The sequence below is a fragment of the Thermobrachium celere DSM 8682 genome (genome assembly GCF_000430995.1).
In the GTDB taxonomy this organism is placed as follows: Bacteria; Bacillota; Clostridia; order Clostridiales; family Caloramatoraceae; genus Thermobrachium; species Thermobrachium celere.
The window spans coordinates 1,084,280-1,105,690 of the sequence record NZ_HF952018.1 but is presented as its reverse complement, the minus strand read 5'-3'; the positions used below and the strand labels follow the sequence as shown (position 1 = coordinate 1,105,690).

Below are 21,411 nucleotides of genomic sequence, written 5' to 3'. Positions count from 1 at the left end.
AAGGTGTTATTATGGCTGAGCACCATGAAACAATGAAATTTGATATTGAGCTAGAGCCAAATAAAAAGGTACGCGAAGTTTTAGATGAAGTTTATCAGGCTTTAAAGGAAAAAGGATATAATCCAATTAATCAATTGGTTGGATATATTTTATCAGGAGACCCAACATATATAACAAGTCATAAAAGTGCTAGAACTATAATTAGAAGAGTTGAACGTGACGAAATCTTAGAGGAGCTTTTTAAGGTATATTTAGAGAATAGATAATTTTGGTTGCATTGGGTAATTCCCAATGCAACTTAATTTTAGAAAGGTGATTTATGTGAAATACTATTATTTAGGACGAACAAATTTAAAGGTTTCTAAACTTTGTTTTGGAAGTTTAACTGTAGGTCCTCTACAAGCTAACCTTCCAGTAGAAGAAGGTGCTAAAGTTATAGCTCATGCCTTTGATAAAGGAGTAAATTTTATTGATACAGCAAAACTCTATAAAACTTACCCATACATAAAAAGAGCTCTAGAGTTATCTAAAAATAAAGATATAATAATTTCATCAAAATCATATGATTACACCTATGAAGGAATGAGGGAAAGTGTACAAGAAGCTCTTGAAGGTATGGGTGTGAAAAAGCTTGGAATTTTTATGTTACATGAACAGGAAAGTAGGTTAACATTAAAGGGACATGAGGAAGCATTAAGATATTTAATAGATGCTAAAAAGCAAGGTATAATTGACGCAGTTGGAGTTTCTACGCATGCAGTAGAAGTAGTAGAAGTTGCTGCATATATGCCTGAAATCGATGTAATACATCCTATTGTGAATATTAAAGGCCTAGGAATAATAGATGGTACAATAGAGGATATGCTAAAGGCAATTAAAATTGCCTATGAAAATGGTAAGGGTATTTTTGCTATGAAGCCCTTAGGTGGTGGCAATTTAATAAATTCATATGATGAATGTATTGATTTTGTACTTAACATACCACATATACATTCTATTGCTTTAGGAATGCAATCTATTGAAGAAGTAGAAGCAAATATATCAAAATTTAATGGAAAATTAATTGATGAGAATTTAAAGCTCCTGCTTAAAAATAAAAAAAAGAGATTATTAATTGAGGATTGGTGTTCAGGATGTGGTAAGTGTGTTGAAGCTTGCCATAATAATGCACTTTCTTTAGTTGATAATAAAGCCACGGTGGATGAACATAAGTGCCTTCTTTGTGGGTATTGTTCTCAATATTGTAGAGATTTTTGTATTAAAATTGTATAGGAGGATGCAATGAGAATATTAGGTTTGGATGTTGGAGATAAAACTATTGGTGTTGCAATTAGTGATCCACTTGGATGGACAGCACAGGGTGTAAAAACAATAAAAAGAGTAGGTATTAAAAAGGATTTACAAGAGATACTAAGTATTATAAAACAGTACAATGTAGAAAAGATAGTTGTAGGTTTACCAAAAAATATGAATGGGACACTGGGACCACAGAGTGAAAAAGTGTTAAATTTTTGTGAAAAATTAAAGGAAGTTTGTAATTTGGAAATAATATTAGAGGATGAAAGACTTACAACGGTTGCTGCTGAAAGGATGTTAATGGAAGCTGATATGCATTGGTCAAAAAGAAAAAAAGTCATAGATACGATAGCAGCAACATATATTTTACAAGGCTACCTTGATAAGATAAAAAAATAATTTAGTTGACAATTATTAAATTTAAAATTAAAATCTAAGTATAAATATGAAAGAGGTGAATTTTATGGAAAATATGGATAATGTAATCGTTTTAACTGATGAAAATGGTCAAGAAACTCAATTTGAATTTATAACAGACTTAGAAGTTGATGGTAATGTTTATTATGTTCTTTACCCAATTGAATCAGAAGAAGAGGATGCTGTTGTTTTCAAGGTAGAAGTAGATGAAGATGGTCAAGAAATTCTTTCAGTAATAGAAGATGATGAGGAATTTGAAAAGGTAGCCGAAGCTTATCAAGAATGGCTAGAGAGCGACGAAGATTTTGAATTTGAAGAATAAAGGATGTACCTTAGGGTATATCCTTTTTTTAATTCTTTAAAATTATTAATAGGAGGATTAGTATGGGTTATAAAATTGAAGGCGAAAAGGTGGAAGCAATATTTAAAATAAGATTAAATAGGTTTCAAGCTTTAGTTGATATAGATGGAAAAGAAGAGATAGTTCATGTACCAAATACAGGAAGGTTGAAGGAACTTTTAATTCCAAATACAAAGGTATTTTTGATAAAGAGTAATAATGAATTAAGGAAGACAAAATACAGTCTTATGTTTGTGGAAAAGAAGAAAAAACTAATATGCATAAATTCAAGTTTAGCAAATAGAGTTTTAGAGGAAGAAATGAGAAGTGGAAGAATTCATTTAGGATATGGAGATATAAAAAGAGAGGTTACATTTGGTAATAGTAAATTTGATTTTTGTATTAATGGGGACAATAAAACATTTATAGAAGTTAAGTGTGCTACTTATGAAGATAATAATGTTGCAAAATTCCCTGATGCACCTACAGAAAGAGGAAGAAGACATATTGAAGAACTTATTAGTATAAAGAACATGGGTATGGACAGTAAAATAATATTTATTGCTTTTATGGATTATGCTAGCTACTTTGTTCCTTTTAAAGAAATTGATGAAAAGTTTTATGAATGTATATTAAAGGCTTATAGGAGTGGAGTTGATATAAAGTGTTATAGATGTAACATATCATTAGACGAAATAAGTATTAAAGATGAAATCCCTGTTGTATTAGATATTGACAATCATTATCAATAATACTATAATATAATTGAAAATGAATTTCAATTACAGGGAGATGAGGGTATGACATTAGATATGGCAAAAAAAGGACAAAAGATTTATATAAAAAAGATAAACGATGATAAAATAAAGGTTCAGGCTATAAGATTAGGAATATATGAAGGAGCAAAAATTGATTGTGCTTTAAAAATCCCATTTGGCCCAATTATTTTAAGTAATAGAATGCAGGAGATAGCTGTAGGAAGAACTTTAGCTAAAAAGATAGAAATTGACATTATTAAGGAGGGTGCATAATGGAATGTTGTAGAGGTTTAAACATAGAAATACCAAAGGGATATAAAAAGTTGGTACTAGCTGGTAATCCTAACGTAGGTAAGTCAGTATTTTTTAATGCTTTAACAGGAATGTATGTTGATGTATCAAACTTTCCTGGTACAACAGTAGATATATCTCATGGGAAGTATCAGGATTATGTTGTTCTAGATACTCCTGGTGTATATGGTGTATCATCATTTAATGATGAGGAAAGGGTTGCAAGAGATGTAATCCTTTATGGAGATGTAATTTTGAATGTTGTTGATGCTCTTCATCTTGAAAGGGACTTATTCCTTACTCTACAAATTATTGATATGGGTAAACCTGTTATTGTTGCCTTAAACATGATGGATGACGTGGAAAGAAATGGAATTAAAATTGATATAAATAAGCTAAGTGAACTACTAGGAGTTCCTGTTATACCAACAGTTGCGGTTAAGGGTAAAGGTTTAGAAGAAGTAAAAGAGAATATAAAAAATGCTAGGGTTGGAAATATTGATGCTAAAATTAAAGAGTACCTAAAGGAATTTAATAACAAAGTAGAATATCAAAGTGAAGCTTTAATGTTACTTGAGGATGATGAGACAATTTCAGAAAGATTAAATATAAAAACTTTAGGTAAAAGAGAAGAGATATATAGATTAAGAAGAGAGAAAGTAGATAAAATAGCTGAATCTGTAATAATAAAAGAGGGGAAGGGAAATAGGATAAGACAAAAAATTAGTACACTAACTTTAAATCCTTTAACAGGCATACCAATTTTAATTATGGTACTGTATTTAATATTTAAAGTAATTGGTGTTTGGGTTGCGGGAGATGTGGTTGGTTTTACTGAAGAAAAAATAATGGCAGGATATTATGAGCCATTTATAAGACATTTAACAGCTAAGTTTTTTGCAGAAGAATCTCTATTATATAGATTACTTGTGGGTGAATTTGGGATTTTAACTTTAACACCAACATATGTAATAGGGTTATTAACACCACTTGTTATAGCGTTTTATTTCTTTATGTCACTTATGGAGGATTCAGGTTATCTCCCTAGAATTGCTGCATTGGTAGATAGAGTGCTATCCTTTTTTGGATTAAATGGACGAGCCATAATACCTATAATTCTAGGTTTTGGTTGTATTACTATGGCAACAATTACAACAAGACTTTTAGGTACAAAGAGGGAGAAAATAATTGCTACCATACTTTTAGGTTTTACTATTCCTTGTTCAGCACAGCTTGGAGTAATAGCAGGTATGATAGCACCACTTGGAACAAAATATATATTGATATATTCATTTACAATAATAATAGTCTTTGCTTTGACAGGAACAATATTAAATAGAATATTACCTGGTGAATCTTCTGAATTATTTATAGATCTTCCACCTATGAGATTGCCTAAACTAACTAATGTATTAAAAAAGACATGGACAAAGACAATAATGTTTTTAAAGGAAGCAACACCCTTGTTTGCATTGGGTGCTTTAATAATAACTTTGCTTGAGGAAACAGATATTCTTTATAAAATTCAAGATTTGTTTAAGCCAATTACGGAATCGGTACTTAGACTTCCAAAAGAGACAGCCAATGCTTTTATTATGGGAATAATAAGGAGAGATTTTGGTGCAGCAGGGCTAACAGAATTAAGTTTAACACCAGAACAAACAGTTGTAGCATTAGTAACGATTACATTATTTGTTCCATGTATAGCGTCAATTATAGTAATTTTTAAAGAACGTTCAAAAAAGGAAGCAGGTTTAATATGGCTAGGTAGTTTTATACTTGCATTTTTAGTGGGTGGAATACTTGCTTTTTTAATTGTATAAGGAGATGATTAAATGGAAATTAAATGTCCTACATGTGGTATGTTAGTAAAAAATTCAACAGTTTGTCCTAGATGTAGAACGGAATTAAACTCTTGTTTAAAGTGTTCTGGTAATTGTTTAAAGTGTAAGATAAATAAAAAATAGTGGTATAAAATTATAACTTTTAAATGATAATCCCCATGGTAGATTTATATTTAATCTACTCATGGGGATTATTAATAGTAGCTTAATACTTTTTTCAATTGCTTTTCACTTGACAATGAATAAAATACAGTGTACACTCAAATTAACATATATTAGAAGCTGAGGTGCTATTTATGTTTAAAGAAGATGCAGAAAAATTGAAGCAATCTTTAAAAAATAAAGGATATAAATTAACACCGCAGAGGAGAGCAGTTCTTAATGTTATTATGGAAAATGAAGGTAAACATTTATCATCAGAGGAAATATATGATATAGTTAAACAAGACTGCCCAGACATTGGTTTAGCTACAGTATATAGAACATTAAACTTGCTAGAAAAAATGGGTGTGATATGTAAAATGAACTTTGATGATGGTTGCAATAGATATGAGTTAGTGAGAGATGAGGAAGATCATCAACATCATCATTTAGTATGTAAAGGCTGTGGAAGAGTAGAAGAAGTTGAGGATGACTTACTTGAAGTATTGGAACAGAAGATAGAAGAAAAGTATAATTTTAAGATAAATGACCACAGCGTAAAGTTCTATGGATATTGTAGCGAATGTAGAAAGAACTTAAGGCAGTAAAATCTGCCTTTTTTTACATTATGAAAGTATTCTTTTTAATAATAATGTAAAAAATAAAAAAAGAATAACCTATTGTGTTGATATTTGTAATTAATATAAAGTATAATAGCATTATTGGTAATGTTCGGTTATATTAAGAAAAGGAGGGAAAGTGATTGACAAGAAAAGAAAAGGTAAAGGTTATACCGCTTGGCGGAGTTAATGAAATTGGAAAAAATATGACCGTGATTGAATACAAGAATGAAATAATAGTGATAGATTGCGGATTAATGTTTCCTGAAGAGGAGATGTTTGGGATAGATATAGTAATTCCAGATATATCATATCTACTAAAAAATAAAAATAAGGTTAAAGGAATAGTATTAACCCATGGTCATGAGGACCATATTGGAGCGTTACCATATGTTCTAAAACAGTTAAATGTTCCAGTATATGGAACACGTTTAACTTTAGGAATCGTTGAAACTAAGTTGAAGGAACATGGAATTTTAAGTGATTGTACTCTTAAAGTTGTAAACTATAATGATGTAGTAACTTTTGGAGATTTAAGTGTTGAGTTTATTAAAAATAGCCACAGCATTGCAGATTCCTGTTCTTTAGCAATACATACACCATTAGGAATTATATTGCATACAGGAGACTTTAAAGTTGATTATACACCTATAGATGGTGTTGTAATGGATTTTGCAAGGTTAGCTGAACTTGGAAGACAGGGAGTTGTTCTTTTATTAGCAGATAGTACAAACGTTGAGAGACAAGGTTACACAATGTCAGAGAGAACAGTAGGAGATACTTTCCAAAAAATATTTAATGAAACAAGAGGAAGAATTATTGTAGCTACATTTGCTTCAAATATACATAGAATTCAGCAAATTATAGATGCTGCTGTAAAGTACAAAAGAAAAGTAGCGATATCAGGAAGAAGCGTTGAAAACATTGTTGAGGTGGCTTCAAATTTAGGATATTTAAAAATACCTGAAGGCCTATTTATAAGTATAGACGATATCAATAAATATCCAGACCATAAGATAGTAATCATTACAACAGGAAGCCAAGGAGAGCCAATGTCAGCACTTGCAAGAATGTCAGTTTCAGAACATAAAAAAGTTGAAATTCAAAGAGGAGACCTTGTTATTATATCTGCAACCCCAATACCAGGAAATGAAAAATTCATTTCTAGGGTTATAAATCAATTGTTTAAAAAAGGAGCAAATGTAGTTTATGAGTCACTTGCTGATATACATGTTTCAGGACATGCTTGCCAAGAGGAATTGAAATTAATTCATACACTTATTAAACCAAAATATTTTATGCCAGTACATGGCGAATATAGACATTTAAAACAACATTCGCTTTTAGCACAAAAATTAGGTATGGATGAGGATAATATATTCATAACTGATATTGGTCAAGTTTTAGAAATAACCCATGATGGTGCTAGAATAAATGGTAATGTAACTGCAGGCCAAGTTCTTGTAGATGGACTTGGTGTAGGTGATGTTGGAAATATTGTTTTAAGAGATAGAAAACATCTATCTCAAGATGGTATATTAACTGTTGTAGTAACTATAGAAAGAGAATCAGGAAAGGTAATAGCAGGGCCTGATATAATATCAAGAGGTTTTGTGTATGTTAGAGAATCAGAGGATTTAATTGAGGAGTCAAAGAAGATTGTTAAAAAGGTATTGGATGAATGTCTATCAAAGCAGATAAAGGATTGGGCAACAATTAAATCAAGCATTAAGGATGAATTGAAGGCATACTTATATGAAAAAACTAAGAGAAATCCAATGATATTACCAATAATTATGGAAATATAAAAAAGGGGGGGTTTTTATGAATATCTACGACAAAGCACATGAGTTAGCTAGACTTTTAAAAAATTCTCCTGAAGTTTTAGAGTATAAAAAAATGGTAGAAAAGATAAAACAAAATGAGGAAAATAAAAAGATTGTTGAAGATTTGAGAAAAAAGGAACTAGAAGTTTATTCAAAACAATTACAGGGTATCCAAGTATCAAAAGAGGAGCTAGATGCAATTAATAATTTATACAGTATAATTCAATTTAATAATGATATAAGGCAGTATTTAGAAGCTGAAAGAAGATTTTCGATTTTATGGCAAGATATAATAAAGATTTTAGGTGATGCAATTGAAATTGATTTTAATCCCAATCTGTGAAATGGGGGAATTAAAATGAAAAAACCAACTATTTATTATGTTAAAGCTGGGCTTATTGCGGCAATTTATGTGGCTCTTACAATGCCTTTTGCTAGTTTTTCATATGGCCCAATACAATTTAGAATTTCTGAAGCTTTAACTATTTTACCTTTATATGAATCAGCAGCAATTCCAGGGTTGTTTATAGGTTGTATGTTTTCTAATATATTTGGTGGTTTTGGTTTACAAGATATTGTTTTTGGTAGTTTGACAACATTAGTTGCAGCATATTTAACTTCAAAAATGCCTAATAAATATTTAGGAGTATTGCCTCCAATCTTATTAAATGCATTAATAATTCCAATATGGGTTAGTAAAATTTCTAATACACCATATATTGCAACAGTAGGTACTATTGGATTTGGAGAGTTTGTTTCAGCGGGTATATTAGGAGTTATTTTAGCAACTGCTCTAGAGGTTTTGACAAAAAAACACATACGTTGACAAGTATATATATTTTGCGTAAAATAATTATGATTATATAGGATATCATTATGATATCCTATTATTTTTTGTTATGGAGGGACATGAATGAACAATATTAATATAAGAAACGTAGCAATTATTGCACACGTAGATCATGGAAAAACTACATTAGTAGATGCAATGTTAAAGCAGAGTGGTATATTTAGAAGCAATGAAAAGGTTGAAGAAAGAATAATGGATTCAAATGACTTAGAAAGGGAAAGAGGAATAACTATACTTGCCAAAAATACGTCAGTATTTTACAATGACATAAAGATAAATATAGTAGATACACCAGGACACGCAGATTTTGGTGGAGAAGTTGAAAGAGTTTTAAAAATGGTAGATGGTGTTCTTCTACTAGTAGATGCCTTTGAAGGCGTAATGCCTCAAACTAGATTTGTTTTAAGAAAGGCTCTTGAGTTAAAGTTAAAGCCGATAGTTGTTGTTAATAAAATTGATAGACCTGATGCAAGACCAATAGAGGTTGTAGATGAAGTATTAGATCTTTTTATTGAACTTGGAGCTGATGATGAGCAGCTTGAGTTTCCAGTAGTTTATTGTTCGGCAAAGGAAGGAATAGCAAAGTATTCACTAGAAGAAGATTCAAATAATCTTAAGCCTCTTTTTGAGACAATAATAGAAAATATTCCTTCGCCAGATGGAGATATTAATGGATCACTTCAGATGCTAGTAACAACTATAGATTCAAATGATTATGTAGGTAGAATTGCTGTAGGTAAAATTTATAGAGGTAAAATAAGAAAAAATCAACAAGTAGCAGTAGTTGACAGAGATGGAAATGTAAGAAATGCTAAGGTAGTTACTTTATATACATTTAATGGTTTAAAAAGAGAGGAAATTGAAGAAGGTCAAGTTGGAGATATAGTTGCAGTTGCTGGTATTAGTGATATAAACATAGGAGAAACAATATCAGATATTGAAAATATAGAAGCATTACCATTTGTACAGATAGATGAACCAACTCTTTCTATGACTTTTAGTGTAAATGACAGCCCATTTGCAGGTAAAGAGGGTGAATATGTAACAACAAGACATTTGAGAGATAGGTTGTTTAGAGAATTAGAAACAAATGTTGCTTTAAGGGTTAAAGAAACAGATTCACCTGATGCTTATGAAGTTTCAGGTAGAGGTGAATTACATTTATCAATTTTAATAGAAACAATGAGAAGAGAAGGATATGAGTTCCAAGTATCTAAACCACAGGTAATTTATAAAGAGATTGATGGAGTTTTACATGAACCTATCGAATATTTAACAATTGATGTTCCAGAAGAGTATATGGGAGCAGTTATGGAGAAGCTTGGAACGAGGAAGGCTGAAATGGTTAATATGACTTCGGCAATAAATGGTTATGTAAGATTAGAATTTAAAATTCCAGCAAGAGGATTGATAGGATATAGAAATGAGTTCCTTACTGATACAAAGGGAAATGGAATTATGAATCATGTTTTTTATGGTTATGAACCTTATAAAGGTGATATACAAGAGAGAAGTAGAGGTGCACTAGTTGCATTTGAAACAGGTGAAGCGGTGACATATGGCCTTTACAATGCACAGGAGAGAGGAACATTATTTATAACACCTGGTACACCTGTATATCAAGGAATGATTGTAGGTATTTGCTCAAGAAATGAAGATATAGATGTTAATGTTTGTAAAAAGAAGCACGTTACTAACATGAGAGCAGCTGGATCAGACGAGGCTTTAAGGCTTTCACCACCGATGGAATTAACTTTAGAAAAGTGTATAGAACTAATTTCATCAGACGAACTTATTGAGGTTACACCAAAGAGCATAAGAATGAGAAAGAAAATACTAGACCCGACTATAAGAAAGAGAGAAGCTGCAAAGAAGAAGCAATAGGAGGCAAAGGGGTATATGGGAAAAAATAAAAAATTGCTTATTATAACATTCATAGTTTTGGCAGCGGTATTAAGTGGAGTTTATTATTTAATCAATGTACCAATTTCTAAAACTAATAATAAAGGAGTAGACTTTAGAATAGGTACAAAAGCAGATGTAGATTTTGTGGCAAGAAGCTTAAAGAGAAAGGGACTAGTAAGAAGTTATATTTTTACAAAGTATTATTTTATGATAAATAAAATAAAGTTAAATGTTGGTGTCTATGAATTTAATCAAACAATGCCATTAAAAAGGATTTTTGAAATGATAAATTCAGGTGAAACAGATAAAAATATTATTATGGTGACTATTCCTGAGGGTTATACGGTAAAACAAATTGCAGAAAAATTAAAGGCATTAGATGTTATAAAAGATGTTGACAGGTTTATTATGGAGGCTCAAACAGGTAAGTTTGAGTATGAATTTATACAGGGGATTAAGGATAGACCTTCAAGGTTGGAGGGATATCTTTTCCCTGATACATATGAATTTAAAAAAGGTATGTCAGAACATGATATTATTAATATAATGCTTAAGAGATTTAATGATATTTACGTTAAAAATATTAAAGGTAAAGTAAATAAAGATGGCTATACCGTTGATGAGATAATTATAATTGCTTCTATAGTAGAGAGGGAAGCTAAATTAAAGGAAGAAAGGCCTAAAGTAGCTGCTGTTTTTTATAATAGATTAAAAAAAGACATAAAACTTGAATCATGTGCTACTATACAGTATATACTAGGTACTCCTAAGGAAAAATTAACATTAGAAGATTTAAAAATTGAATCGCCCTATAATACGTATAAAAATAAAGGGCTTCCTATTGGACCAATTTGTAACCCAGGGTTAGATTCAATTATTGCAGCTTTAAATCCTGCAGATGTAGATTATTTATATTTTCTAGTAAATGAAGACAAAAGGGATGGCAGTCATTATTTTACAAACTCCTATGAAGAGTTTTTAAAACAAAAACACAAGAAAAAGTAGAAATTTAAGCTGCTTGGAGGAAGTTATGAGCAATATAGTACATGATTATGTTGAAGAATATATAAGAGAATTAATTATAGAAAAAGATGAATTTTTAAAAGTTCTTAGAGAGTATGCTGAGCAAAACAATGTCCCTATTGTTCATAAAGAGGTTGCACAGTTTTTAAAGGTTTTAATTAAGTCCAATAATATAAAAAGAATTCTTGAAGTTGGTACAGCAATTGGATATTCAGCAATTTTGATGGCTAAGGCTGTAGGCAATGATTGTGAGATAGTTACTATTGAAAGAGATGAGAAAATGTATGCTTTAGCTTTAGAGAATATAAAAAGAGCAAATCTACAAGATAACATTAAAGTAATAAAAGGTGATGCTTTAGAGGTATTAGATACAATAGATGGTAAGTTTGATATGATCTTTATAGATGGAGCAAAGGGACATTATAGTGAAATGCTTAATAAAATAAGCAAACTATTAAAGTTAAATGGGATAGTTTTTGCAGATAATGTTCTGTTTAGAGGAATGGTTTGTTCAAATGAATTACTCATTAGAAGAAAAATAACTATTGTAAAGAGAATGAGAAAATATTTGAAGGAGTTATCTGAGTCTAATATTTATGAAACAGTTATTCTTCCTGTTGGAGATGGGGTGGCTTTAAGCACCAAAATAAAGGAGGATTAAAAATGAAAAAGGTAGAGTTATTGGCGCCAGCAGGTAATTTAGAAAAGCTAAAAACAGCATTTATATATGGTGCAGATGCCGTTTATGTTGGAGGAGAAAATTTTAGTTTAAGAGCACTTGCTGACAACTTTTCAATTGATGAAATGAGAGAAGGCATAGAATTTGCACATAAGTTAGGTAAAAAGGTATATGTTACTATAAATATTTTTCCACATAATAATGATTTAAAGGGTTTGCCTGAATATATAAAATCTCTTAAAGAAATCAATGCAGATGCAGTTATTGTTTCTGATTTGGGAATTTTTTCAATAGTAAAAGAAGTTGCACCTGATATGGAAATACACATTAGTACACAAGCTAATAATACAAACTATAAATCAGCTGAAACTTGGTATAAACTTGGAGCAAAAAGAGTTGTTCTTGCAAGAGAGTTAACATTAAAAGAAATAAAAGAAATTAGAAGTAAAGTTGCAGAAGATTTAGAGCTTGAAGCTTTTGTACATGGAGCTATGTGCATTTCATATTCTGGAAGATGTCTTTTATCAAATTATATGACTAATAGAGATTCAAATAGGGGTATGTGTGCACATCCATGTAGATATAAATATTATCTTGTAGAGGAAAAAAGACCTGGGCAGTATTTCCCAGTTTTTGAAGATGAAAGAGGAACTTATATTATGAATTCTCATGACTTGTGTATGATTGAATATATACCAGAGTTAATTGATGCAGGAATATCAAGCTTTAAGATAGAAGGAAGAATGAAAAGTTCATATTACGTAGCATCAGTAGTGAAGGCTTATAGAGAAGCAATAGATTCTTATTATGAATTAGGAGAAAATTATAAATTCAATCCTAAGTGGCTTGAGGATGTTTCAAAGTCAAGTCATAGAGAATTTTCAACAGGTTTTTATTTTGGAAGGCCAGAAAAACAGATATATAATAATTCATCATATATAAGAACACATGATGTTGTTGGATTAGTTCTAGACTATGACAAAGAATCAAAAATAGCAATTATAGAACAAAGAAATAGAGTATTCAAGGGAGATAAAGTAGAAGTTTTAACTTCAAAAGGACCAAATTTTGATCTTATATTAGACAAAATGTGGAATGAGGAAGGCCAAGAAATAGATGTTGCGCCTCATCCACAAATGATATACAAAATAAAGTCAGATAAAGAATTAAAACCATACGATATGTTGGTAAAAGAGAAAGGGGATTGAAATGAGTAAACCTATTATTATTGGAATTGCAGGTGGAACAGGTTCTGGAAAAAGTACAGTAGCACAGGAAATTTACAACAGTCTCCCAGAGGAGAGTATTGCAGTTATTGAACAAGATAATTATTATAAAGATCAAAGCCATTTATCCTTTGAAGAAAGAACAAAGACAAATTATGATCATCCAGATGCCTTTGATACAGCTTTGCTTTTAGAACATCTAAAAAAATTATCAAGGGGAGAGGCAATAGACAAGCCTATTTATGATTTTGCAAATCATACAAGAAAAAAAGAAACAGTGAGAGTTGAACCTAAGGATATAATAATTTTAGAAGGAATTATGATTTTGGTAGAACCTGAAATTAGAAATATGTTAGACATTAAAATTTTTGTAGACACTGATGCAGATGTTAGAATAATAAGAAGAATTAAAAGGGATATTAAAGAAAGAGGAAGAACGCTTGATTCTGTAATAGATCAGTATATTAATGTAGTTAGACCAATGCATCTACAATTTGTTGAACCAACTAAAAGATATGCGGATATCATTATCCCAGAAGGTGGATACAACAAGGTAGCAATTGATATAATGATTGCAAAGGTTAATGAAATTGTAAGAAAAAAACAAGGTTTAAAGTAATTTAGTATTTAAATTTTATGGGATTTATGGTAAAATATAAATATACAAAAGAATAAATTGTAACATAACCCTCCTGAAATGCATATAATGTACATAGGCCTATCAGGGGGGTGTTTTATTGATTATAGAAGCTATATGCAGCTTTTTAGATGGCTTGTTTTTACTAGCAGGATATATAACAAATGGAAGTTCCTTCCCCAAACCCCTAACTGAAGAGGAAGAAAAGAAGTTATTTTATGAGTTTAAAAATGGAAATCAGGAAGCAAAGGCAGAGTTAATTACAAGGAATTTAAGGTTGGTTGCTCATATTATAAAAAAATTTGGTCCTATGGGAAAAGATTCAGATGATTTAATTTCTATAGGTACTGTTGGTTTGATTAAAGCTATTGAAAGCTTTGATTATGACAAAGGAAATAGACTTGCAACATACGCAGCAAGATGTATTGAAAATGAAATATTAATGTATATGCGATCTGTGAAAAAGGTTAAAACAGAGGTATATTTGCAAGACCCTATTGGTGTAGATAAGGAAGGAAACGAAATTTGTTTAATGGATGTACTAGGGACAGAAAGTGATAAGATTTTAGATGAAGTAGAAAGTAAAATTTCTATTAGAAAATTATATAGAATTATCGATAAGGTTCTAGAAGAAAAAGAAAAGATAATTATAAAGCTAAGGTATGGACTATGTGGTGAACCTAAGACTCAAATGGAAATAGCACAATTACTTGGTATTTCAAGAAGCTATGTTTCAAGGATAGAAAAAAGGGCATTAAAAAAGCTAGCTAAAGAAATGCAGAAATAAATAGGTCATGGGGATTTACCCCATGACTTTTAATATTATATTTTTAGACAAGCAAAGGACTTTCTGGTAAAATATATAAAAACTTCTGTTTTAGGAGGCATGTATGTATAAGCTATTAATACCTCATTATTATGTTAAGAGCATATATGAAATAGATTTTAATAAATTAAAGGAAATGAATATAAAGAATATAATATTAGACATAGATAATACAATAGTTAAATGGGGAACAAAGAAGATAGATGAAAGGGGATTACATTTAATAGAGCATCTTATTGAACTAGGATTCAATGTGTGTTTACTATCAAATAGCTCAAGTAGAAGAGTAAAAGAATTCATAAATAATGATAAAGTTTTAGCTTATACTGGACTAGGAATAAAACCTATGAGAAGAAAATTTTTAGGGGCTTTAGAGCTGTTTGATAACAAAGTAAATGAAACTTGTATTATAGGAGATCAAATATTTACTGATATTTTAGGTGGAAATAGGGTTGGAATTATAACTATTCTTGTTGAACCATTAGATAAAAGGGAGTTTGTCTTTACACGATTAGTAAGAAAAATAGAATATAAAATTCGAAAAAAACTAGAATTTAGCAGGTTTTAGCTGTTTAATTAATAAATATCCTGTGCATAATCTATGTAGAAGTAAGGGGGAATCTACATTGATTAACTGCACAGGATATATTTTTGATTTAATTAAAATATTAAAAATAGATGATTTAAATTATAATAAAATAGTTGAGTTTCAAAGAGAAAATAATTGTTCATTTGAAGATGCATTAATTGATTTAGGATATATAAAGGAAGATGAAATGTTACATTTATTACAAGATATATCAAGTTTTAATGTAATTAATTTAAATGAAGTGGATTTAAAAGAAGATGTGTTTATTTCAATTCCGACAGAGTTGGTAATAGAATATAAAATTTTACCTATTGAAGTAAGCGAAGGGGAGTTTAAAATAGCCTCATATACACTTAAGTCAATAAGTTCATTTGAAGCAATAAAAGTATTAACTAAAAAACAAGCTAGATTATATTTATGTAAAAGAACTGAATTTTTAAAGCTATATCACACTTATTTTATGCCTAAAAGAATAAAAAGTTTATCTGATCAAATTTTAAATAATAATTTTATAGGGAAAGAAATAAATAATTTTGATTCTCCCGTAATTGATTTAGTAGAAAATATATTAAAAACTGCTGTTATATATAACTCTAGTGATATACACATAGAACCTATGTTAAAAAGTTTTAGAATTAGATATAGAATAGATGGTGAATTAGTTGAATTATTTAATTTTCCAATTAAGATATTTCCATTTATTATAGGAAGACTAAAGATTTTATCACAACTTGATATTTCAGAGAAAAGACTTCCGCAGGATGGTAGAATTGTTAAAAATATTTTAGGAATATTGGTGGATTTTAGGGTTTCAACCATTCCAACTATTCATGGTGAGAAAATGGTTATAAGAGTTTTAAAGAAGAGTAATATAAATCTTGATAGATTAGAACTAGGTTTTAGAAAAGATGAAGAGATAATAATAAAAAGGTTGATGAATTGTAATAGAGGGCTTATTTTAATATCAGGCCCAACTGGAAGTGGTAAAACTACAACTTTATACTCTTTACTTAATGATTTAAACAGAGATAGTAGAAATATTGTTACAATAGAGGATCCAGTTGAGTATATGATAGAGGGAATTAATCAGATAAATATAAATACAAAAATTGGTTTAGATTTTTCTACTTGTTTAAAATCAGTGCTGAGGCAGGATCCAGATATTATTATGGTGGGAGAGATAAGAGATTCAGAGACAGCAAAGATAGCAGTAAGAGCTGCAATTACAGGGCATTTAGTTTTAAGTACAATACATACTAATGATTCTGCGTCAGCTTTTTTAAGGTTAATAGATATGGGAGTTGAACCATATTTAGTTTGTGAAGCTATCAAAGGCATAATTGCCCAGAGGCTTGTTAGAAGAATTTGTACAAGATGTAAAACAGAATATATTGCAACCAATTTAGAAAAGCAGCTACTTGGTGTTAACAAAGATGAAAAAGTTGTATTGTATAAGGGAACAGGATGTAGAGATTGTCAGGGTACAGGCTATAAAGGAAGAATAGGTGTATTTGAGATATTAGAAATCGACAGAGAACTACGAGATATGATAATTTATAATCTAAATATTGACATACTAAGAGATTTATGTATTAATAAAGGTATGAAAACTTTGAAAAATTCATGTAGAGAACTTGTTTTAAGTGGTGTAACAACAGTTGAGGAAATGATAAAAAATACATTTAACTATGACTAGTATTTTAAGGAGGATAGATATGATAAAATTTGACGAATTATTAAGAATGGTTGTCGACATGGGGGCTTCAGATTTACATATTACTGTAGGTATTCCACCTACTGCAAGGGTAAATGGTACATTGGTTCATATTTGTGAAGAAAAGATAACCACTGAAATGGCAGAGCAGTATGTGAGAGAAGTATTAGATGAAGAACAGTTTAGAAAATATAGAGAAGTAGGTGAAATAGATTTTTCATATTCAATTCAAGGTGTTGGAAGATTTAGAGTTAATGCTTTTAGACAAAGAGGCAGTGATGCAATGGCCTTAAGAACAGTTGCAGCTCAAGTTCCTACCCTTGATAAATTAAATATGCCTCCTGTCCTAAAGGAACTTACTAATAAGACACGTGGTTTAATTCTTGTAACTGGTCCAACTGGAAGCGGTAAATCAACAACTCTTGCAGCTATGATTAATGAAATAAATCAAAATAGAAGCTGCCATATAATAACATTAGAGGATCCAATTGAATATTTACATAAACATAAAAAGAGTATTGTAAATCAGAGGGAAATAGGACATGATTCAAAATCCTATGCTAATGCATTAAGGGCGGCTTTAAGGGAAGATCCAGATGTAATATTAGTTGGAGAGATGCGTGATTTAGAGACTATATCAATAGCTATAACTGCTGCAGAGACAGGGCATTTAGTTTTATCTACTTTACATACAATAGGTGCATCGAAGACAGTAGATAGAATTGTAGATGTATTCCCACCGTATCAACAACAACAAATAAAGGTACAACTTTCAGCAGTATTAGAAGGGGTTATATCACAACAGTTAATTAAAAGGGCAGATGGAAATGGAAGAGTTTGTGCTATGGAAATAATGGTTGCAACACCTGCAATTAGAAATCTAATTAGAGAAGGAAAGACACATCAAATTGATTCTGCTGTTCAAACAGGTGCAAAGTATGGTATGAAAACTATGGATATGTCACTGGTTGATCTGTATAAAAAGGGATTAATATCCTATGAGGATGCATTAAATTATTCAGTAGATAGAGATATTGTAATGAGGCTTTTAAGTCTATAGCTAAGTTTTAAGGGGTGTTTGTATGCCGTTATTTTATTACAAAGCAAAAACTAAAGATGGAAACAATATAAAAGGAGTAATTGAAGCAGATAATATTGAAGTAGCAGACACTGTTCTTAGAATGAACAGTGTCTATCCTATTTTTATAAGAGAAAAAAGTCCCTTTGTGATTAGTAAAAGAAAAATGAGCTCTAAAGATCTGTATTTAATTAGTAATCAGATGGCTATGGCATTAAAGTCTGGATTTGATATTTTAAGGGCATTTGAATTTTTAATGGAAAATTCGAATGATTATATTAAAAGACAATTTAAATTAATATATAAAAGAGTTCAAGAAGGAATAAGTTTATCAGATGCATTTAAAGAAACAAAAATTTTTCCAACATTTTTTATCTGTATGGTTAGAGCTGGAGAAGTAAGTGGGAAAGTAGATGAAGTGATGCAAATGCTTTCGCAATATTATTATAAAGACTACAAAATTAAAAATAGAATTAATCAAGCTTTAGCTTATCCCAAACTGGTTTTTATTATTTCTATAATGATTACTTTTGTTCTATTAAATAGAGTAGTGCCTATTTTTTTAAATGTTTTTAATCAGTTTAATAGTGTTGAACTTCCTTTATATACAAAAATAGTGGTAGGGATATCAGCTAGCATAAAAGGTTATTTTAAAATTTATATTCTTATTTTATTTGGGATAATTTTTTTAATAAAATTATTATCTAAAAATCATTATATATGTGATCTGATAGATAGGTTAAAAATAAATATACCAATTATAAGAAGGATTTATATATTAAATTATATAGTTCAATTTTCAAATACATTAGCAATGTTGCTAAGAAGTGGAGTGTCTGTTATTAGCTCATTAGAAATAATAAAAGATGTTATAGAGAATAGAGAGATAAAAAGAAATATATCAAATTCAATAGGAATCCTAAAATCAGGCTTAAGTATAAGCGATAGCTTATTAGCCATAGAGTGTTTCCCAAGTATGTTTAAGAATATAATAAAAAGTGGTGAGGAGACTGGTAGAATTGATGACGCATTGATTAATGTGTCAGAATTTTATTATAACGAATTGGATGAATATATAAAGAGAATAACTGTTTATATTGAACCTATAATTTTAATATTTATAGCTTTAATTATAGGCTTTATTGTTCTTTCATTGATGTTACCAATTTTTAAAATATACAGGACTATTATTTAGGTTTAAAAAATTCCCAATCTGTCAATAATTATAACAAAAATTGACAGGGAGGGATTGTATGAAGAGAAAAAAAGGATTTACACTAATTGAGTTTATTGCTGTTATTGCTATTATTGGAATACTTGCTGCAACATTAATCCCAGAAGTGTCAAGTTATACTACAAATGCACAAAAGGCAAAACTTAGGGCAGATGCTAGGATTTTATTAAATGCAATTGAAATGTACAATGCTTCTGTTACTGATGAAAACAAATTAATCAACAATAATGATGTTATTGAAAGCATAACTTCAAAAGTTGACTCCAATGATGGCAAGGGGCTTATAGACTTGATTGATAAACTAGACAACGATAGTCCTTTAAAAGATTATACTGTATCAGATATTAGAAATTTAGTTGAATATGGAGTGTTAAAACAAGAAAGTGCAAATGAGTAAAGTGGTAATATGAAATAGAACAGGAGGGGCGTTTATGGAAACTACTCTTTTTATTTTTGCTGTTATTTTGGGGTTAGTAATTGGAAGTTTTTTAAATGTTTGTATTTATAGAATACCAAGGGACGAGTCGATAGTTTTTCCACCATCACACTGTACAAATTGTGGCTACAGATTAAGATGGTATGACTTAATACCAGTAGTAAGTTATATATTTCTTAGAGGTAAGTGTAGAAGTTGTGGGGAAGAGATATCAATGTTGTATCCCACTGTAGAATTATTTACTGGAATTATGTTTGGATTTTTATATTTAAAATTTGGTTATAGCCTTGAATTTTTTAAATATGCTGTTATGATTTGTTTTTTAATAGTTATTGGTGTAATTGATTATTTGACAACAGATGTATATTTCTCAATTACAGTAACAGGGGTTATATTTGGTGCTATTTTTATTGTTTTAGAAAAAATTTATTTAAATAAGCCTATAATTCATGCTATTTTAGGTGGTTTAATTGCTGCAGGTGTAATAGCTGCTATAGTTTATTTAACAAAGGCTATGGGAGAGGGAGATATTGAAATTTGCTTTTTAAGTGGTCTTTTTTTAGGATATAAATATTCATTTTTAATGCTTTTATTTTCCTTCATTATAGGGGGAATTATAGGAGCTATATTGATTATTTTAAAAATCAAAGACAGGAAGGATTATATTCCATTTGGTCCGTTTATTTCTTTATCAACCATTCTAGTTGTATTTTTTGGTGACAAATTATTAAATTGGTATTTAGGGTTATTTTAAGGAAGGGAGAAAGTGAAAAAACAAAAAGGTTATACTTTAATAGAAGTAGTTTATACAATAGCAATAATGATGTTGTCTTTTAGTATTATTAGTTTAAATATAGAGATTTTTAATCATTTTTATTTACAACAAACTGTTGACTTAGTTATTGCTGATTTACAAGAAGCAAAAATGTTGGCTATTAATAATGGTATATACGACATAAATGTATATTTTACGCAAGATGACTTTGACGTATTAGGAGTTGCAAAGGATGGAATAGAGGCTGTAGAGTTAGTAGAAAAGTATAGTCCAGATGTATTAGTATTAGATATTATAATGCCTCATTTAGATGGTCTTGGTGTTCTAGAAAAAATTAATTCTTTAGAGAATAAAAAAGTTCCTAAAGTTATTGTTTTATCTGCTGTAGGACAAGATAAAATTACTCAAAGAGCTATAAATTTAGGAGCTGAATATTATGTTGTAAAACCATTTGACATGGAAATATTCTCAAAGAGAATAAGACNATAATGATGTTGTCTTTTAGTATTATTAGTTTAAATATAGAGATTTTTAATCATTTTTATTTACAACAAACTGTTGACTTAGTTATTGCTGATTTACAAGAAGCAAAAATGTTGGCTATTAATAATGGTATATACGACATAAATGTATATTTTACGCAAGATAGCTCACAAAAGGATTACGATGGATATATAGTCTATAGAAGTGATGGAAAGGTTATTAAAAATAGAAAATTAAATCATTATTTTAGTATAAGTAGAATTAAAAGTACAATACCAATTGAAGGTAAAATAATTTTTAAAACAAATGGTAGCGTTTCTCCACATGCATGTACTGTTGCTATTTATGATAAAAAAAGAGGACTATATAGATATATTACATTGACAATTGGGTATACAAGAATTATGGAGGTTATAAAATAAA

Annotated in this window: 25 protein-coding genes and 2 pseudogenes; all 27 read left to right on the top strand. The window is 29.8% G+C overall.

The genetic code is table 11. The annotated features are described in order from the left end of the window. The first annotated feature begins 11 nt into the window (after positions 1-11). The 27 genes and pseudogenes from TCEL_RS06015 (at position 12) to TCEL_RS05895 (ending at position 21,410) form a co-directional block, all read left to right on the top strand. Positions 12-266: an IreB family regulatory phosphoprotein gene (locus TCEL_RS06015; RefSeq protein WP_018662169.1), complete on the top strand. Its 255-nt coding sequence runs from the start codon at positions 12-14 to the stop codon at positions 264-266. Between the two features lie 25 nt (positions 267-291). After that, a complete protein-coding gene (locus TCEL_RS06010; RefSeq protein WP_479725387.1) occupies positions 292-1,272 on the top strand; it encodes an aldo/keto reductase in 981 nt (326 codons plus the stop codon). 9 nt (positions 1,273-1,281) lie between these two features. After that, on the top strand, positions 1,282-1,695 hold the full coding sequence (gene ruvX, locus TCEL_RS06005) for a Holliday junction resolvase RuvX (protein ID WP_018662165.1): 414 nt from the start codon (positions 1,282-1,284) through the stop codon (positions 1,693-1,695). A 64-nt stretch (positions 1,696-1,759) separates the two neighbouring features. Continuing rightward, positions 1,760-2,035: a DUF1292 domain-containing protein gene (locus TCEL_RS06000; RefSeq protein ID WP_018662163.1), complete on the top strand. Its 276-nt coding sequence runs from the start codon at positions 1,760-1,762 to the stop codon at positions 2,033-2,035. Positions 2,036-2,097: 62 nt separating this feature from the next. Beyond that, positions 2,098-2,805, top strand: coding sequence for a DNA/RNA nuclease SfsA (gene sfsA, locus TCEL_RS05995; RefSeq protein WP_018662162.1), 708 nt, complete (start codon positions 2,098-2,100; stop codon positions 2,803-2,805). Between the two features lie 48 nt (positions 2,806-2,853). Beyond that, the gene (locus TCEL_RS05990) at positions 2,854-3,084 is read left to right on the top strand and encodes a FeoA family protein (protein WP_018662160.1); all 231 of its coding nucleotides are present in this window, start codon (positions 2,854-2,856) and stop codon (positions 3,082-3,084) included. After that, a complete protein-coding gene (gene feoB, locus TCEL_RS05985) occupies positions 3,084-4,925 on the top strand; it encodes a ferrous iron transport protein B (RefSeq protein WP_018662158.1) in 1,842 nt (613 codons plus the stop codon). Before TCEL_RS05990 ends, feoB begins: the two co-directional genes overlap by 1 nt. 12 nt (positions 4,926-4,937) lie before the next feature. Beyond that, on the top strand, positions 4,938-5,069 hold the full coding sequence (locus TCEL_RS14195; protein WP_018662156.1) for a hypothetical protein: 132 nt from the start codon (positions 4,938-4,940) through the stop codon (positions 5,067-5,069). A 173-nt stretch (positions 5,070-5,242) separates the two neighbouring features. Continuing rightward, on the top strand, positions 5,243-5,695 hold the full coding sequence (locus TCEL_RS05980) for a Fur family transcriptional regulator (RefSeq protein ID WP_018662154.1): 453 nt from the start codon (positions 5,243-5,245) through the stop codon (positions 5,693-5,695). 155 nt (positions 5,696-5,850) lie between these two features. Further along, the gene (locus TCEL_RS05975; RefSeq protein ID WP_018662152.1) at positions 5,851-7,515 is read left to right on the top strand and encodes a ribonuclease J; all 1,665 of its coding nucleotides are present in this window, start codon (positions 5,851-5,853) and stop codon (positions 7,513-7,515) included. Positions 7,516-7,531: 16 nt separating this feature from the next. Then, on the top strand, positions 7,532-7,876 hold the full coding sequence (locus TCEL_RS05970) for a YlbF family regulator (RefSeq protein ID WP_018662150.1): 345 nt from the start codon (positions 7,532-7,534) through the stop codon (positions 7,874-7,876). A 15-nt stretch (positions 7,877-7,891) separates the two neighbouring features. After that, positions 7,892-8,359 (top strand): QueT transporter family protein, encoded by a 468-nt coding sequence (locus TCEL_RS05965; protein WP_018662148.1) that lies wholly within the window; start codon positions 7,892-7,894, stop codon positions 8,357-8,359. Between the two features lie 87 nt (positions 8,360-8,446). Continuing rightward, entirely contained in the window at positions 8,447-10,267 is a 1,821-nt protein-coding gene (gene typA / locus TCEL_RS05960) for a translational GTPase TypA (RefSeq protein ID WP_018662146.1), read from the top strand. A 15-nt stretch (positions 10,268-10,282) separates the two neighbouring features. Continuing rightward, on the top strand, positions 10,283-11,293 hold the full coding sequence (mltG, locus tag TCEL_RS05955; RefSeq protein ID WP_018662145.1) for an endolytic transglycosylase MltG: 1,011 nt from the start codon (positions 10,283-10,285) through the stop codon (positions 11,291-11,293). Positions 11,294-11,318: 25 nt separating this feature from the next. Then, positions 11,319-11,972: an O-methyltransferase gene (locus tag TCEL_RS05950; protein WP_018662142.1), complete on the top strand. Its 654-nt coding sequence runs from the start codon at positions 11,319-11,321 to the stop codon at positions 11,970-11,972. 2 nt (positions 11,973-11,974) lie between these two features. Then, complete coding sequence (locus tag TCEL_RS05945; RefSeq protein ID WP_018662140.1) at positions 11,975-13,198, top strand: peptidase U32 family protein; 1,224 nt, start codon at positions 11,975-11,977, stop codon at positions 13,196-13,198. Between the two features lies 1 nt (position 13,199). After that, entirely contained in the window at positions 13,200-13,835 is a 636-nt protein-coding gene (udk, locus tag TCEL_RS05940; protein ID WP_018662138.1) for a uridine kinase, read from the top strand. A gap of 118 nt (positions 13,836-13,953) precedes the next feature. Next, entirely contained in the window at positions 13,954-14,640 is a 687-nt protein-coding gene (gene sigK, locus TCEL_RS05935) for an RNA polymerase sporulation sigma factor SigK (RefSeq protein ID WP_018662136.1), read from the top strand. Positions 14,641-14,743: 103 nt separating this feature from the next. Further along, complete coding sequence (locus TCEL_RS05930; protein ID WP_018662133.1) at positions 14,744-15,247, top strand: YqeG family HAD IIIA-type phosphatase; 504 nt, start codon at positions 14,744-14,746, stop codon at positions 15,245-15,247. A gap of 58 nt (positions 15,248-15,305) precedes the next feature. Continuing rightward, positions 15,306-16,964, top strand: a complete 1,659-nt coding sequence (locus tag TCEL_RS05925) for a GspE/PulE family protein (protein ID WP_018662132.1) — start codon at positions 15,306-15,308, stop codon at positions 16,962-16,964. Positions 16,965-16,983: 19 nt separating this feature from the next. Further along, positions 16,984-18,042 (top strand): type IV pilus twitching motility protein PilT, encoded by a 1,059-nt coding sequence (locus TCEL_RS05920; protein ID WP_018662130.1) that lies wholly within the window; start codon positions 16,984-16,986, stop codon positions 18,040-18,042. 22 nt (positions 18,043-18,064) lie between these two features. After that, the gene (locus TCEL_RS05915) at positions 18,065-19,255 is read left to right on the top strand and encodes a type II secretion system F family protein (protein WP_018662128.1); all 1,191 of its coding nucleotides are present in this window, start codon (positions 18,065-18,067) and stop codon (positions 19,253-19,255) included. Positions 19,256-19,313: 58 nt separating this feature from the next. Then, positions 19,314-19,691, top strand: coding sequence for a type II secretion system protein (locus TCEL_RS14190; RefSeq protein ID WP_018662126.1), 378 nt, complete (start codon positions 19,314-19,316; stop codon positions 19,689-19,691). Positions 19,692-19,725: 34 nt separating this feature from the next. Further along, the gene (locus TCEL_RS05905; protein ID WP_018662124.1) at positions 19,726-20,484 is read left to right on the top strand and encodes a prepilin peptidase; all 759 of its coding nucleotides are present in this window, start codon (positions 19,726-19,728) and stop codon (positions 20,482-20,484) included. Between the two features lie 12 nt (positions 20,485-20,496). After that, a pseudogene (locus TCEL_RS14385) lies at positions 20,497-20,565 on the top strand (prepilin-type N-terminal cleavage/methylation domain-containing protein); the annotation flags it as partial. Positions 20,566-20,655: 90 nt separating this feature from the next. Further along, positions 20,656-20,988 (top strand): annotated as a pseudogene (locus tag TCEL_RS05900) (response regulator); the annotation flags it as partial. 5 nt (positions 20,989-20,993) lie between these two features. Then, positions 20,994-21,410: a hypothetical protein gene (locus TCEL_RS05895; protein ID WP_018662120.1), complete on the top strand. Its 417-nt coding sequence runs from the start codon at positions 20,994-20,996 to the stop codon at positions 21,408-21,410. Position 21,411 lies beyond the last annotated feature (1 nt).

What these genes read in the sequence shown, in the direction of transcription:
- TCEL_RS06015 (WP_018662169.1), top strand. Translation starts at nt 12, where the DNA reads ATGGCTGAGCACCATGAAACAATGAAATTTGATATTGAGCTAGAGCCA.
- TCEL_RS06010 (WP_479725387.1), top strand. Translation starts at nt 292, where the DNA reads ATGCAACTTAATTTTAGAAAGGTGATTTATGTGAAATACTATTATTTA.
- ruvX (WP_018662165.1), top strand. Translation starts at nt 1,282, where the DNA reads ATGAGAATATTAGGTTTGGATGTTGGAGATAAAACTATTGGTGTTGCA.
- TCEL_RS06000 (WP_018662163.1), top strand. Translation starts at nt 1,760, where the DNA reads ATGGAAAATATGGATAATGTAATCGTTTTAACTGATGAAAATGGTCAA.
- sfsA (WP_018662162.1), top strand. Translation starts at nt 2,098, where the DNA reads ATGGGTTATAAAATTGAAGGCGAAAAGGTGGAAGCAATATTTAAAATA.
- TCEL_RS05990 (WP_018662160.1), top strand. Translation starts at nt 2,854, where the DNA reads ATGACATTAGATATGGCAAAAAAAGGACAAAAGATTTATATAAAAAAG.
- feoB (WP_018662158.1), top strand. Translation starts at nt 3,084, where the DNA reads ATGGAATGTTGTAGAGGTTTAAACATAGAAATACCAAAGGGATATAAA.
- TCEL_RS14195 (WP_018662156.1), top strand. Translation starts at nt 4,938, where the DNA reads ATGGAAATTAAATGTCCTACATGTGGTATGTTAGTAAAAAATTCAACA.
- TCEL_RS05980 (WP_018662154.1), top strand. Translation starts at nt 5,243, where the DNA reads ATGTTTAAAGAAGATGCAGAAAAATTGAAGCAATCTTTAAAAAATAAA.
- TCEL_RS05970 (WP_018662150.1), top strand. Translation starts at nt 7,532, where the DNA reads ATGAATATCTACGACAAAGCACATGAGTTAGCTAGACTTTTAAAAAAT.
- TCEL_RS05965 (WP_018662148.1), top strand. Translation starts at nt 7,892, where the DNA reads ATGAAAAAACCAACTATTTATTATGTTAAAGCTGGGCTTATTGCGGCA.
- typA (WP_018662146.1), top strand. Translation starts at nt 8,447, where the DNA reads ATGAACAATATTAATATAAGAAACGTAGCAATTATTGCACACGTAGAT.
- mltG (WP_018662145.1), top strand. Translation starts at nt 10,283, where the DNA reads ATGGGAAAAAATAAAAAATTGCTTATTATAACATTCATAGTTTTGGCA.
- TCEL_RS05950 (WP_018662142.1), top strand. Translation starts at nt 11,319, where the DNA reads ATGAGCAATATAGTACATGATTATGTTGAAGAATATATAAGAGAATTA.
- TCEL_RS05945 (WP_018662140.1), top strand. Translation starts at nt 11,975, where the DNA reads ATGAAAAAGGTAGAGTTATTGGCGCCAGCAGGTAATTTAGAAAAGCTA.
- udk (WP_018662138.1), top strand. Translation starts at nt 13,200, where the DNA reads ATGAGTAAACCTATTATTATTGGAATTGCAGGTGGAACAGGTTCTGGA.
- TCEL_RS05930 (WP_018662133.1), top strand. Translation starts at nt 14,744, where the DNA reads ATGTATAAGCTATTAATACCTCATTATTATGTTAAGAGCATATATGAA.
- TCEL_RS05920 (WP_018662130.1), top strand. Translation starts at nt 16,984, where the DNA reads ATGATAAAATTTGACGAATTATTAAGAATGGTTGTCGACATGGGGGCT.
- TCEL_RS05915 (WP_018662128.1), top strand. Translation starts at nt 18,065, where the DNA reads ATGCCGTTATTTTATTACAAAGCAAAAACTAAAGATGGAAACAATATA.
- TCEL_RS14190 (WP_018662126.1), top strand. Translation starts at nt 19,314, where the DNA reads ATGAAGAGAAAAAAAGGATTTACACTAATTGAGTTTATTGCTGTTATT.
- TCEL_RS05905 (WP_018662124.1), top strand. Translation starts at nt 19,726, where the DNA reads ATGGAAACTACTCTTTTTATTTTTGCTGTTATTTTGGGGTTAGTAATT.
- TCEL_RS05895 (WP_018662120.1), top strand. Translation starts at nt 20,994, where the DNA reads ATGATGTTGTCTTTTAGTATTATTAGTTTAAATATAGAGATTTTTAAT.